This is a genomic window from Acidobacteriota bacterium (assembly GCA_040756905.1).
Taxonomy (GTDB): domain Bacteria; phylum Acidobacteriota; class Aminicenantia; order JBFLYD01; family JBFLYD01; genus JBFLYD01.
The window spans coordinates 1-13,728 of the sequence record JBFLYD010000011.1 but is presented as its reverse complement, the minus strand read 5'-3'; the positions used below and the strand labels follow the sequence as shown (position 1 = coordinate 13,728).

Annotated in this window: 11 protein-coding genes; 4 read left to right on the top strand and 7 right to left on the bottom strand. The window is 35.2% G+C overall.

What is annotated here, in order from left to right; genetic code table 11:
* Nucleotides 1-191: 191 nt before the first annotated feature.
* Nucleotides 192-1,481, top strand: a complete 1,290-nt coding sequence (locus AB1410_01415) for an ATP-binding protein (GenBank protein MEW6455359.1) — start codon at nucleotides 192-194, stop codon at nucleotides 1,479-1,481.
* 71 nt (nucleotides 1,482-1,552) lie between these two features.
* Nucleotides 1,553-3,664 (top strand): oligopeptide transporter, OPT family, encoded by a 2,112-nt coding sequence (locus AB1410_01410; protein ID MEW6455358.1) that lies wholly within the window; start codon nucleotides 1,553-1,555, stop codon nucleotides 3,662-3,664.
* A gap of 40 nt (nucleotides 3,665-3,704) precedes the next feature.
* Here AB1410_01410 and AB1410_01405 read toward each other — a convergent pair whose 3' ends face one another.
* Nucleotides 3,705-4,163 carry a transcriptional repressor gene (locus AB1410_01405; protein ID MEW6455357.1) on the bottom strand — a complete coding sequence of 153 codons (459 nt, stop codon included), beginning with the start codon at nucleotides 4,161-4,163 and terminating at the stop codon, nucleotides 3,705-3,707.
* Between the two features lie 293 nt (nucleotides 4,164-4,456).
* Between AB1410_01405 and AB1410_01400 the strand changes: the two genes are divergently transcribed.
* Nucleotides 4,457-6,670: an alkaline phosphatase family protein gene (locus AB1410_01400; GenBank protein MEW6455356.1), complete on the top strand. Its 2,214-nt coding sequence runs from the start codon at nucleotides 4,457-4,459 to the stop codon at nucleotides 6,668-6,670.
* A gap of 144 nt (nucleotides 6,671-6,814) precedes the next feature.
* A complete protein-coding gene (locus AB1410_01395) occupies nucleotides 6,815-7,429 on the top strand; it encodes a hypothetical protein (protein ID MEW6455355.1) in 615 nt (204 codons plus the stop codon).
* A 10-nt stretch (nucleotides 7,430-7,439) separates the two neighbouring features.
* Here AB1410_01395 and AB1410_01390 read toward each other — a convergent pair whose 3' ends face one another.
* The 6 genes from AB1410_01390 to AB1410_01365 form a co-directional block, all read right to left on the bottom strand.
* A complete protein-coding gene (locus AB1410_01390; protein ID MEW6455354.1) occupies nucleotides 7,440-8,942 on the bottom strand; it encodes a PDZ domain-containing protein in 1,503 nt (500 codons plus the stop codon).
* 12 nt (nucleotides 8,943-8,954) lie between these two features.
* Nucleotides 8,955-9,320: a hypothetical protein gene (locus tag AB1410_01385; protein ID MEW6455353.1), complete on the bottom strand. Its 366-nt coding sequence runs from the start codon at nucleotides 9,318-9,320 to the stop codon at nucleotides 8,955-8,957.
* 10 nt (nucleotides 9,321-9,330) lie between these two features.
* Complete coding sequence (locus tag AB1410_01380) at nucleotides 9,331-9,900, bottom strand: RNA polymerase sigma factor (GenBank protein ID MEW6455352.1); 570 nt, start codon at nucleotides 9,898-9,900, stop codon at nucleotides 9,331-9,333.
* 119 nt (nucleotides 9,901-10,019) lie between these two features.
* Complete coding sequence (locus AB1410_01375; protein MEW6455351.1) at nucleotides 10,020-10,631, bottom strand: prepilin-type N-terminal cleavage/methylation domain-containing protein; 612 nt, start codon at nucleotides 10,629-10,631, stop codon at nucleotides 10,020-10,022.
* Nucleotides 10,632-10,955: 324 nt separating this feature from the next.
* Complete coding sequence (locus tag AB1410_01370; protein ID MEW6455350.1) at nucleotides 10,956-11,828, bottom strand: hypothetical protein; 873 nt, start codon at nucleotides 11,826-11,828, stop codon at nucleotides 10,956-10,958.
* A gap of 6 nt (nucleotides 11,829-11,834) precedes the next feature.
* Nucleotides 11,835-13,595 carry a VWA domain-containing protein gene (locus AB1410_01365; protein ID MEW6455349.1) on the bottom strand — a complete coding sequence of 587 codons (1,761 nt, stop codon included), beginning with the start codon at nucleotides 13,593-13,595 and terminating at the stop codon, nucleotides 11,835-11,837.
* Nucleotides 13,596-13,728: the final 133 nt, after the last annotated feature.

Genomic DNA, 13,728 nt, shown 5'->3' with positions numbered 1-13,728 from the left:
CACCTTTTTTAATTATATTTATTAGGGCAAAGCAAAGTCAAATCTAAATAAGTTACAAAAATCTATTTACTAGAGTAGAATTTTAGCTAAAAACCCTATTAATTACTTATCTCAAAATGGAGGAATGTATAAATGTCCTTGACTTATATACACTATTGACTTTTTAAATATTATGTAATATTATTCATTATATGAATGATTATCATTCAAAATCTGAATGGATTTACAAAAAAAGATGGTTAGGGCCTGGAATAAACTCTGCAATAAAAACTTTTCCTGTAGTTATTGTCTCAGGGGCAAGGCAAGTTGGGAAAAGTACCTTCTTGCAGAATGAATTCACAAATTTCAAATATGTTAGTCTTGATGATTTTTCAACACTCCACCAGGCAAAAATAGATCCTGTCTCCCTATGGAAGGGAATAGAAAAGATAATAATTGATGAGGCTCAGAAAGCCCCTGAAATTTTTAATGCCATAAAATTAGCTGTTGATAGAACACAAAGAAAGATACGATTTCTTATCTCTGGATCTTCAAATCTACTCCTTATGAAGGAGATTAGTGAAACTTTAGCAGGCAGAGCTGTTTATTTTGAAATGTTGCCGATGGCTTACGCTGAAACCGAGGGCAGACCTGAAGCTCCTCAAAATTTCTTTAATCTATGGAAATCAAATTACAAAGAAAGAGAGCAGGCATTAAATCTTATTGACCCTATCCCGTTATTATTAAAAGGCTTTATGCCTCCTTTGATGTATGTATCTAATAGAAGAGACATTCTTTTATGGTGGGAAGGCTATGTGAAAACCTATTTAGAGAGAGATTTAAGAGATCTTTCTCAGATTGAATCACTGATAGACTTCAGAAGAGTATTAGAATCTCTCACTCTCAGAACAGGCAATTTGCTGAATCAGACAGAAATAGCAAGAGATACAAGTGTCAGTCAGCCAACAGTTTACAGGTACATAAAACTTCTTGAGGTTTCAAATATTATTAAAAGGATTCCTGCCTATTATCCAAGCAGGTCAAAAAGAACTATGAAATCTCCAAAGCTGTTTTTTATCGATCCCGGACTCTGCACTTATCTTTCAGGCTATCATGATGAAGAGTCATTAAGAAATGCAAGGGAGTTGGGTAATTTCTTTGAGACAATGATCTTTCTCCACCTTAAGATTCTCTCTGAACTTATGGTCCCGAAAGCGAATATTTTTTATTGGAGAACAACTACAGGTAAAGAGGTTGATTTTATCCTCGAACATGGGAGAAAGCTCTTGATATTTGAGGTAAAATTTACTAAAAACCCCGCCTTCCATGATATAAAGAATCTCTTAATTTTTATAAAAGACCATCCGCAAACTACAAGAGGAGTCTTGCTCCATGCAGGAAATTCTCTTAAATGGCTCCATTCAAAGGTCTTAGCCGCACCATGGTGGTGGGTCGGGATGGGATTAAACCCTGCAGATGACTCAAAACCAGTAAATAAATAAAGAGAGCTTGAGCTTGACTTTTGGGTAAATAAAAATTAGGATTTTAAAGATTTCGAGAAAAGGAGGAGGCAATGGCAGAGGAGAAATTTAAACCATTTATACCTTCAGAAAAAATATTGCCTGAATTTACTTTCTGGGCAGTTTTCTGGGGAGCTCTACTTGGACTCATTTTTGCTGCTAATACTGTTTATTTGGGACTTAAAGTTGGCTTGACAGTTAGCGCTTCGATTCCTGTTGCAGTTCTTTCCCTTGCTTTAGCAAAATCTCTTCGACCGAAAACTACAATATTGGAGAACAACATAGTTCAGATGGTTGGCTCAGCAGGAGAGAGCATAGCTGCAGGAGTAATATTTACCCTTCCAGCTCTGATATTTTTGGGATTTGACCTCCAGATTTCAAAAGTATTTCTTGTTGCTCTAACAGGAAGCTGGATAGGAATCCTTTTAATGGTTCCCCTTAGGAACTACCTCATTGAAAAAGAACATGGAAATTTAAAATATCCTGAGGGAACTGCCTGTGCCCAGGTATTAATCGGAGGAGAAAAGGGCGGAACCCATGCAAACCTTGTTTTCTCAGGCTTGGGACTCGGAATGCTCTATAAGGTTTTGATGGCTGTTTTTCATTTCTGGAAGGATATTCCTCAATGGAATCTCTGGAAAGAAGTTGGAGGAAAAATTAAAGGTTACTATGGAGCCTTAGTAAATGGAGAAATCTCTCCAGAACTTTTAGGAGTGGGATACATAATAGGTCCAAGGATTTCTGCTGTGATGGTCTCAGGCGGAATTATGGCATGGCTTTTTATGATTCCATTCATTAAAATCTTCGGCGAAAGCCTTCCAGAACCTTTCTTTCCCGGAATTTACAGAATCAAGGATATGACTCCCCATCAAATCTGGGGAAGTTATGTAAGGTATATAGGAGCAGGAGCAGTTGCGATGGGAGGAATAATCAATCTGATAAGAGCTCTTCCGACAATAATAGATTCTTTCAAATCAAGTATAAGAGACATATCAAAAAGTGGAAAGCTTGAATTAATAAGCAGGATAAGAATAAGTAAAGATATGCCATTTACTTTTGTGATTTTTGGTTCATTAATTCTTATCGTTGCCCTTATAATTATAAATTACTCCCTTGTTATGCCTTCGGTTTCAGTCAGCATTTTATCAGCCTTGCTGATGGGTCTGTTTGGTTTCTTCTTTGTCACAGTCTCTGCAAGAATTGTGGGTATGATTGGTTCTTCATCTAACCCCATCTCTGGGATGACAATAGCCACTCTTATGATGACAGCATTGATTTTCATAGCAGTCGGATGGGTTGGACATGGATACACCTCCATTGCAATGAATGTGGGAGCAATAGTGTGTATAGCTGCAGCCATAGGTGGAGCAACTTCCCAGAGCCTGAAAACCACATACATCGTAGGCGGAACTCCATACAAAAATGAATGGGGAATGATGATAGGCGCGATGACTTCTGTTTTGGCTATAGGCTGGACTCTCTATCTGGTAAACTGGGGATTCACCTCATTCAAAAAAACAGAATTTCCCGGTGTTACCATATCACAACAGGAACTTGTTATGTTAAAGCAGCATGAAGGCCCGGATAAAAATTTATACTATGTAAAAAGCTACATCGGTGATCATAAGATACCCGATGGAAAATATTTAATAGATAAAGAAGGAAATTTCCAGTATCAATGGATTGATGGTGTTGGCTCAGAAAAACTTGCTGCACCTCAAGCAAGACTCATGTCAATAGTGGTGAATGGTCTCCTTCAACAAAAACTTCCATGGGGACTGGTACTTTTAGGAGTTATAATTGCCATATCTGTATATCTATTAGGAATAAATCCTCTGCCTTTTGCAGTTGGAGCCTACCTTCCTCTATCGATATCAACTCCAATTTTCTGTGGAGGTTTGATAAATGCGATTATTTCTAAAATCGCAGGGAAAAAGGAAGGAGAAGAAGAAGCTGGAAGAGGAGTCATCTTTGCCTCAGGACTCATCGCTGGAGGAGCCTTAACTGGAATAATAATCGCTGCTATCACAGGGGCAGGATGGGATAAAACATTAGCTTTCGGGCCTGGCTTAATCGGAAAGATTTCTCAGAATAACTATTTTGCCCTTATGTTTTTCCTGATAATGACTTACATATTGTTTACTGTGGCAAGAAAGAAAGATTAAAAATTTAAAAAATCTGAGCAAAATTTAATTAATGTTCAACTCAATGGAGAAGTTTCATTTTACAATCACTACATATACCTGATACCTGAATTTCAAAAGTTTCAGCCTCAAAAGATTCTTTAGAGGCTATTTTTTCGATTAATTTCTTCGCTTCTCCGCTTTCAAACTCAATTATTTTTTTACAAACATTGCATATGAAATGTATATGAATATCTTTGACAGAATGGGGTTCAAAATGACTGTGATCCTCTCCTAAAAGAAGGGAGGAAACTATTCCACTTTTTTTCAATAGATTTAATGTTCTGTAAACAGTTGCGCGGGACACTCTTTTTTTCTTTTTTTTGAGACTGGTGTATATCTCATCGGCATCAAGATGTTTACTCTTTTTCTTTTTAAACAATTCCAATAATATAGCCTTTCTTCCTGAGGTCAGCCTCATCTTCTGGCTTAAAAGAAAATTTTTAAATCTGTCTACGTTTAATTCTTCTTTTGTTTCCATTAAATCAATTTTAACGAAATGAAATTAAATCAGTCAATACATCAACTGAAACCTCTTAAAAAATCCATCTGCTGCGTTATTGATTGTAATATTGTTTAACCCGAATTACGCAAACCTATGTCAACGCCCTTGTAGGGCAGGGCTTTAGCCCTGCTTGTTAGGTGATATAAAGCAAGCCTAAAGGCTTGCCCTACAATAGGTTGCAATAAACCTTGCGTAATTCGGGTTTAAAAATATTATATTTGACAAGTTTCAGTTCTATTTTTTAAAATGTATTTTTAGAGAATTTAGCAATGAGAAAGAATTCTATTTTTGTAAGAATAGTTTCTATTTCATTATTCCTTTCTATATTTTTATATCTAACTTCTTACGTCTATCCGGGAGATGCTCAAAAAAGAGAGAAAGTTGTAATAATCGGTTTTGATGGAGCTGACTATGAGCTTGCAAAAAAATATTTAGAAAAAAATAAATTACCCAACCTGAAAAAATTGATGGAAACCGGTACTTTTACAAGTACTATGCCAACAAATCCTCCTCAAACACCCGTTTCATGGGCTTCTTTCTGTACTGGCCTTGACCCGGGTGAGAACGGAGTTTTTGATTTTTTAAAAAGAGTTCCAGGAACTTACCTTCCTGATTATGTGTTAATGGAAGAATCTGAAATTCCTTTTTTATTCGGTAAAAAAAATATAATTATAATTCCATCCATCATTTTTATCATATCCTTCATTATCTTTCTTATCATATTCAGGTTATTCAAAATAAAAATTTCAAATTCACTAATCTTATCAATCATATTCAGCTTGCTTTTTACATCTTCATTTGCGTATTTTGTTTCAATCTTCCTTCCTCAAAAAAGACCTATTGCAATAAACCATATGAAGGGAAAAACCTTTTTCAAATTAGCTTCAGAGAATGGGATAAGGGTAAAAGTATTCCATGTTCCTGATACATTTCCTCCTCCTGAATTAGGAGATGGAAAGCTCCTCTCAGGTCTTGGAGTGCCTGACATGAGAGGAACGATTGGGTATCCCTCTCTTTACACAACTGATGAAGAATTGCTCAAGAAGGCAAACGAGTTCAGTGTGAGGATTGTAAAGCTTGATAAAGGTAAAACATCCTGGTCGACAGATGTTATGGGCCCAAGAAATAAGCTTTTCTATGACTATTCCAATCCTGAGAAAATGGCAAAAAAAGGAATCAAAAAAGATATAACAGTGCCATTAAGCTTAGAATATCTTCCTGAGAAAAAAAGGATAAAAATCGGAACAGCTGGAAGGTATGAAGAAATTGGATTGCATCAATGGAGCGACTGGTTCGAAATAGAATTTAAATTCAACAGGTTCATTTCAATCTGGGGACTTGGAAGGTTCTACCTGGAGCAGATTGAACCAGAATTTAAAATCTATCTCTCTCCCATACACCTCCATCCAAAACGAATAACAATCCCAATCTCGTATCCGAAAAATTTTTCAAGTTATTTAGCTGATAAAATTGGGCTTTATAAAACAATGGGATGGGCATCGGATACATGGTCTATAACATCAGACCTCTGCGATGAGAACCATTTTGTTACCGATATGAATTTCACGATAGACAAAGAAGAAGAGAAAATGATTAAAATGCTTGAGGAAAAAGACTGGGACCTTTTCATTTATGTTTACATGTTTACAGATAGAGTTCAGCATGTCATGTGGAGATTAATCGATGAAAAACATCCTGTTTATAAAAAAGATGTAGCTGAAAAATGGGGAAATCAGATTGAGATGGCATACCAGAGAATGGACCAGATTGCTGGAAAAGTAATGGAAAGAATCGATAAAAACACATTGTTAATGGTTATTTCAGACCACGGATTTGCATCCTTCAGAAGAGGTATTAATTACAATACATGGTTAAGAGAAAATGGATTTTTTGTTGAAAGACCATATGATAGAGACAGGTTAAGAACACTTGAAGACCTATGGGGAGAAGAAAGAAGAATTTTTCCGTATGTGGATTGGAGCAAAACAAAGGCATATGCCCTTGGACTCGGAGGAATTTACATAAACCTTAAGGGTAGGGAGCCCCAGGGAATTGTCCAGACAGGCGAGGAATATGAAAGAGTTTGTGATGAGATCAAAAGAGGCCTTGAAAGTTATGTGGACCCTGTTACAGGAGAACATCCTGTTTATAAAGTATATAGACGGGATAAAATTTATAGAAACTTTGATTCTTCTATCGTCCCAGATTTGAGAATTACAAACAACAAGGGATATAGAGTTTCATGGCAAACATCTCTTGGTGGTGCACCTTCAGAAATAGTGGAAGACAACACAAAAACCTGGAGTGCTGATCATTGCTCAATGGAGCCAACACAAATCCCTGGCATCTTTTTTTCAAACAAAAAAATGAATAGCAACAATATCCATATAATCGATTTTTACAGAACAATATGCAAAATTTATGGAATCGATCTGCCTTCTGAAATAAGAGGTAAAAATTTTTATCAATACAAACGTAATTAATTCTTTTACAATTATACCCCTCACCCTTCCCTCTCCCCATTGGGGAGAGGATTAAAGCTTGCCCCGTACTTGATACGGGGTGAGGGGGATTAAATAGAATGTAACGACATTTAATGCGTTTATATTAATATTAAGGAAATTTGAATGGAAGCACTAATTTTATCCTGTGTATCAATTGCAATTGTTCATTCCTTAGCCCCAGATCACTGGATTCCATTTTCTGTTCTTGCAAGATCACAGAACTGGAAGAGTAATAAATTGTTTCTTATTGTTTTTATTTCTGGAGTAGCTCACATTCTATCGAGTTTAATTCTGGGGCTTATCGGATTGGTCTTTGGAGTAGCTCTTGAAAGGCTTTCTCTCATTGAAACAAAAAAATCCCTGATAGCTGGATGGCTGATAATAGGTTTTGGTATTGCTTATGCAATCTGGGGGTTAAAAAAGGTTAAGGAAAAACATTTTGATTTAACAAAAAATCAGATTTTAACTTTCTGGTCTCTATTTTTAATTTTTATTTTTGGGCCCTGCGAACCTCTAATACCTCTAATGTTTTTATCTTACTCCTATGGAATTAAAGGCATAATAACGATATCTATATTATTTTCCTTTTTCACAATTTCAATGATGGAAATTTTGACATTTTTATCTTTAAGAGGCATTAAATTGATTCCTGTACAGAGAATTGAAAGATGGTCTCATGTATCTGCAGGTATAATAATCATTATTATTGGAATTGGTATTGTTTTTCTTAGAATTTGATTTAATTTGATTAAATCTCTATAACTTTTCTGTCTTTTTTTATTGAAATAATTATTTCTTTCTTTTTCAGGTTCTCAAGAGCCTTTTTCAAACTCTCTTCAGTTACTCTTCTTACATCTTCCAGATGTCTTCTAAAATCCTCCCAGTTCCAATCCCATTTTAAATATTTTCTCTCACTTAATTTACCCGAGAATTTGATTTGCTTTTTATCCCTTATGACCTCTAATCTTATTTCATCTCCAGGTTCTTTTTCTCTAATTAATTCTATAACATCATCACTATTTTTAATTTCCTCATCGTCAATTTTTATTATCACATCGTCTTTCTTCAACCCCATTCTTTCAGCATTGGAATCCTCAAAAACCTCAATAATTAAAGCTCCATCATTATTAGCCAATCCAAGCCTCTTTTTATCACTCTCCTCAATATCTTTTACTCTCACTCCAAGATATACTTTTGGACCAAACATAAATTCAAATCTTTCAGGAAATCGATAACGATATCTGTAAGGAAAATATCTGTATCTTGCTCTTCCCAGCGTAACTTCTTTTTTTACAATCTTCCCCTCTCTTTCAATTTCAACTTTTATTGTATCTCCTGGTTTTCTCGATCTAATCTCTTTAGCTAAATCATCTGAGTTTCCAATTTTTTCCCCATCTACAGAGAGGATAAAATCTCCTTCCTCTATTCCTCCTTTATCGGCAGGGCTATCCTCTTCAACTTCATAAACCTTTACTTTGTCATCTTCATCTCCAATTGAAACACCAAGCCAGGCATTTTCCTTTCCTTTCTTTTCTTTTAAATCCCTGTAAATTTTTTGAGCTTTTTTTATTGAAATTGCCATCGTAATCCCTGTTCCCATACTTCCTCGATAAAAAGATTCAGCAACTTTTTCTCTTCCCCTTGAAAATACATAGAAGTCTCTTGAGTAGACCCCGCGAAGTATTCCAACTATTTCACCTTTTGAGTTTACAACAGCTCCGCCACTTCCTCCAGGAGGAACTGTTAGATTTAACCTTATAACATCGTCCTTAATTGAATTTACAATTCCCTGGGAAATCGATGGAAATGAATCATAGGAAGTTCCTATAAAAGCTACCCATGAGCCTACGGATAAATCAGTTAGCTTTCCGAAGCCAGGCTTTTTTAGATTCTTGTTTTCATATTTAATCAATGCTAAAGAATTTTCCCAATCTGTATTAATCAGTTCTCCTTCTATTTTTTCTCCTCTATAATCCTGAATGATTATTCTACCATCCCCTCTTGCAATCAGAGCATTGGTTAGTATATACCCCTCATCTATTACAAAACCAGAACAAACAGTCCTTATGCCTCTTTCTTTTGAATACTCTGTGTACAATTTGACAACTGATGGTGAAACTTTTTTCATTATTCTCTGTACATCCTTTTCCCATTCTGAAATCTGTTCAGGAGATGAGCTAAAAATTGAAAATGGAAATACTATAAATAATAACAACAAAAATAAGATTAACATTAATTTAACTTTTGCCATTCTGATTTCTCCTCAATACCATTTTTTCTCATCGTAGTTTACAGCCTCAACTAAATAATCTGTATCCTGACTAATCTGGGAAACAGGAACTATTTCTATCGCTGGAATACTTTTAAACTCATTTATTAACTCATTTTTTCTATTAGTACTAAATTCACTACTTTTTCTTGGAATGAGAATGATTGATAACCAGATTCCAATGGTTACTATGAGTAAAATTACATTCACCAATGAAAGTTTAAAATTGTATTTAATCGATTTTTGAAGCTCTTGTTTTTTTATTCTGATTTTTTTGAATACTCCATTCTCAAAGTTATCTGGCGTTCTAATTAAAGGCAAATCTTTAAATAATTTATCAATTTCTTCAAATTTCTTCATTTCAAATCTCCTAAAAAATTAAATTTTGTTTTAATTGAGGGCTAATTTTTTTCTCCATTGCCTCAAGCTCCTGTTTAATAGTTTTCTTCGCTCTGTTTATCCTTGATTTAACTGTTCCTTCTGGTATATTAAGCATATTTGCCACTTCTTCAATGGAGAAACCCTCTATTTCTTTCAGGACTAAAGGAATTTTATACTTAGATTTTATTTTTTTTAACAAACTTTCTAAAAGATTATAAGACTCGTAATTCTCTGAATATTTCTCTTTCTCCCAGGATGGGGAGATTGAATCAAACGAGACCCACTTTACAATCTTTCTTCTTCTCAATTCTGAAATTGAAAGATTTGTTGCGATTTTATAAATCCATGTGGATATGGAAGAGGTTCCTTTGTAAGTATCTGCTTTGAAATAGACTCTTACAAAAACCTCCTGAGCTAATTCTAATGCCCTCTCTCTATCACGGATAAATTTATATATAAAATTATAAATTTTATCTTTATATTTTTTCATGACTTCCCCAAGAGCCTCTTCATCTCCATTTTTTATTCTCTCCATAATTATTTCATCACTCATTTTCATATTATTTAGACGCTCTCCTTCCCAAAAAGTTTCATTCTTTTTTAAATTAAGAGGTCAATCATCTTCTGGGCGAAGGGGACGATTGACCTCTTTTAAAAAATTTGAATTTGTCACAACTTTTATGAACCCTTTTTCTTTGCGTAAACTTCAAACCCTATGTCATCTCCCTGAAGCTCCATAAATGAAGTAGGAGTAGAAGCCTTTGTGTCTGTATCGATTATTCTATTGGAGCCGGCTGAAATTACATACATTGTCGTATAATTTCCTGTAGTGTAGTAACCTACCAGCACATTACAATAATATTTGTACCCCCATTGGTCTTCAGTCAATTGAGTTACATATGGACCTCTCCAGGCTCTTTTTCCTGTTGTAGCATATCCAGCAGCATTGGTTCTTAAATGGTTGTCAAAACTATCAGCTCCACCGCCTGGAGCACCTGTTGTCCATTCAGTATAGGTTGTAGTTGGAACAGTGCCTTCTTGAGTATAAAGAATTGTATAATCTGTGCTCTCCTCCAATCTTTTATTAGCATTTTTATCAGCAGGCCATATGCCAACATCCTTGTAGAATGAAACTATTCCAGAGGCAATTGTTTTTGCTTCGCTCGTTGTCCTTGTAACCCTTGCCTCTTCAATGTTTCTAAAAATTACAGGCGTAAGAATTGCAGCTAAAATTGCTACAACAGCTAAAACAACAATCATCTCAATCAAAGTAAATCCCTTTTCACGCACTTTTTTCTCCTTTAAAAAATAATACCAGATTAATCTTTTCCTATCAATCTCTAAAACAATCTATTAAAAACAGACCCCTTCTTTTTTATTTGTTAATGAGGAAGAATTAATAAGAAATACAAAGACCTGACTTTTGCCATTATTTTTTGATTCATATCATAAATTAAGCAATATAAGCAAGTTATGAGACCTTAGAATGTGCTACCTAACAGCCTCTATTTTGAGGTTTAAAGATGATGGATAAGTATTATTAACCTGAATAATTCATAAATTTTATAGCAGTGTAAGCATCTTCTTCCCGTGATATAAGCGAAGACTGGATTGTCACTGTTTAACCTCTACTTCTACAGTTACAGTAAAAAATTTATAATCTTTGTAAATAACATTTGTTTCAGAACGCACGAATTTTTTCCCTGCCTTATCAACATAAGCCTCTTCAATAAAGAGTTTACTGGGAAATCTAATATTATTCTTTTTTATATTGAATTCTGATATCAAAGTTATTTGAGGCTCAGATTTGTATTTCAGGCCGAGACTTTCAAAAATAACATAATTTCTCATTCCCTGCGGGTTCCATTCGATTTTTAGGATACTAAAATCATTCTTGTTGAGCCAAACTTTGCCAAAGAGAAAATCCCTTTTAAATCTAGCCTTGGGAATAACATCTAAAATCACAGCAGGTTCATCATTCACCTTATCTTCACCGACTAATTTGTATTCAAAATAAGGCTGCCATTTCTGACTGAGAATTCCTACTGGACCGAATAAAACATTTTTGAAAAGAAAGCTAATCGTTTTTAATGAAGCATCTTTCTCATTTTTTTTCTTTCCATTTTCCTCCAGCAATATTCGGACTTCCTTTATCTGGCTATTTTTTCGTACAAATTGAAGATCATAAACATAGGTATTTTTAATCTTTGTCTGAATAGACATTAAACTTCGAGTCCAACCACTGCTATAATGATAATTTAATCGTACATCCCTCGAAAGATTAACTTTTTCTGTGATTTCTTCCAAGCAGACAAAATTTAAAGACGCATTTTCTAATTTATCGCAGTAGACAGCGCATATTTTAAGAACCTCTGCGATTTCTATTGGCTGAGCTCCATGCTCCTGACGCTGAAAAAAATTTCTTGATGGAGAAAAGCCAAGCAATAAAATGATACAGAGGATAATAAGCAATGAACCCTTTTTCATAGTTAATTATTTGATTCTAAAAATTTTTGTTACTTGAGACTCTAACCCGCTATTCCTCTCTTCGGTGCTAAGATTCAAAGCATACTCACCAGGTGGCAGCTCTGGAATCTGAATATTAACAATACGTAGGCTCAGTTCTCTTTTCTTTATTTCTGAGAGAGTTGAGACCTGGAGAGGAAATATTTCCCCAGATGTTTTTTCAATCAAATTTGCTGAAATCATAACCTCAGGAGTCGGGATATCAACAATTGAATAAGGCACAACAGCAAAGATTGTTGATTCTGCCTGTAATGATTCATCCAAAAGGGGTGAATATTTAGCTTGGTCAAAATGAAAATATTCTGCTAAGAAAAGAGAGTCAGATTTTTCATCGGATTTTTTAGGGACAAAGCCCTCAAGATAAAAGGCATTTTTCTCAGAAACTAAAAGGAGAGGAGGGAAAAGTTGAATCCCTTTTTTCTGTTTTTCCAGAATGATGGCAGAGGAATGAGCTATAGCTCCCCTGCCTGTTTTCAGATTTCTGATGACTAAGCGACATTTGTATTCACCAGGAGTTAAAGAAAAAAATGAATAATAATAGATATTTTTCTCAGGGAATCTTGAAAAGGTCTCTTCCTGCCTCCTGAACTTTATAATATTCCCAGCCTTGTCGAAAATGAGGCTGATTATTTCAAATTTTCCTTGCAAAATCTCCTGAATCTTATCAAGCGGTATTTTTGCCACCAAAAAAAGATTCATTTCCTTTTCCGAGGAACACGGTAAAGCCTCTAGATGAAAATTAAGAGGTGTCTGGAAAAGAGATTTCTCGCTCAAAGCCAGGTCAACTAAATGAAGCTGCTTCTCAAGCTTGCTATATTCGCTAAAAGGCTTCGAGTTGAAATACCCCTTCTGAGCATGAACCTTGCAACCAGGCCTTTTCACCTCAACTTTTATTTTATGATATGCTCCATCCCATTTCTCATCGATATAATAGCCAAGCACATAGTAAGAGCCTGTCAAATTCTGGATCTTTTCTAAGTGCTTTTCGTATTTGTTAATGTTGCCAAAATATTTTCCTCCTGTTTCGCTCGCCATCTTCTCCAAAGAAAAAGCTCCAGTCATCCTTAAATCTGCCTCAAGAGTTATCCTTGCTTCTTCTGTATCCAGGGCATAGATAGCACAATTGGAAGCGCTCAATTCTTTAAGCATGTCTTCATATCTTTGCTTTAACAGAGTTTCTCCCCAGCTCCCGATGTTTTCTCCTGTTTCATATTTCGCTTGGTATCCGTAGGGCGACTGAATTCCATAAACAAACGAATAAGGAATGCCAGAGGAAAATAAGATGAGGTATTTAAGGCCAGGGATGTATCTCAGGGCTCTGGCCAGGTCGATCATTCTCTGGGCAAAATTTAAAATTTGGACTAAACTTTCTTTCTGTTTTGCGGATATTATCCCCGGATTAGGTTGTTGAAGAACCCATCCGGCCTGGGTGGCATCTTTTGGAGTTTCACCTGTAACTGCCTGCCAGTATTCGACCTCAAAATTTTCTGCTCTTCCCTCTATATTCTCAATTCCAAATCCGTTAATTATTTCTCGAATTTTCTTACGATTAGTTGTTAAATATTCATGGAGCTTTAGACTTTTCAGAGCGGAGTAAGAGAGTACTCCTACCTCATCGGAAGGATGAAGCTGGCTCTCGATAAAATGCAGAGCTGCCTCTTTTGCCTTTAAAATCCCCTTGGCGTTGTTATAGGCAAAGTCAAAGAGAAGAAAAAATTTTCGGTTCAGGAGCTCACTAGCGTGAGTTTCCTAAAAAATTATTGGCGATTTGCATTAAATGTAGAACTGTGCTCTATTTTCTAAATATTTTTATGTATATACTGAAATATTGAAGATATATTCGATAGCCGTAAAAAATCAT

Coding starts and splice junctions, on each gene's coding strand:
- AB1410_01395 (MEW6455355.1), top strand. CDS start 6,815: ATGGAAGCACTAATTTTATCCTGTGTATCAATTGCAATTGTTCATTCC.
- AB1410_01390 (MEW6455354.1), bottom strand. CDS start 8,942: ATGGCAAAAGTTAAATTAATGTTAATCTTATTTTTGTTGTTATTATTT.
- AB1410_01380 (MEW6455352.1), bottom strand. CDS start 9,900: ATGAAAATGAGTGATGAAATAATTATGGAGAGAATAAAAAATGGAGAT.
- AB1410_01415 (MEW6455359.1), top strand. CDS start 192: ATGAATGATTATCATTCAAAATCTGAATGGATTTACAAAAAAAGATGG.
- AB1410_01370 (MEW6455350.1), bottom strand. CDS start 11,828: ATGAAAAAGGGTTCATTGCTTATTATCCTCTGTATCATTTTATTGCTT.
- AB1410_01410 (MEW6455358.1), top strand. CDS start 1,553: ATGGCAGAGGAGAAATTTAAACCATTTATACCTTCAGAAAAAATATTG.
- AB1410_01400 (MEW6455356.1), top strand. CDS start 4,457: ATGAGAAAGAATTCTATTTTTGTAAGAATAGTTTCTATTTCATTATTC.
- AB1410_01385 (MEW6455353.1), bottom strand. CDS start 9,320: ATGAAGAAATTTGAAGAAATTGATAAATTATTTAAAGATTTGCCTTTA.
- AB1410_01405 (MEW6455357.1), bottom strand. CDS start 4,163: ATGGAAACAAAAGAAGAATTAAACGTAGACAGATTTAAAAATTTTCTT.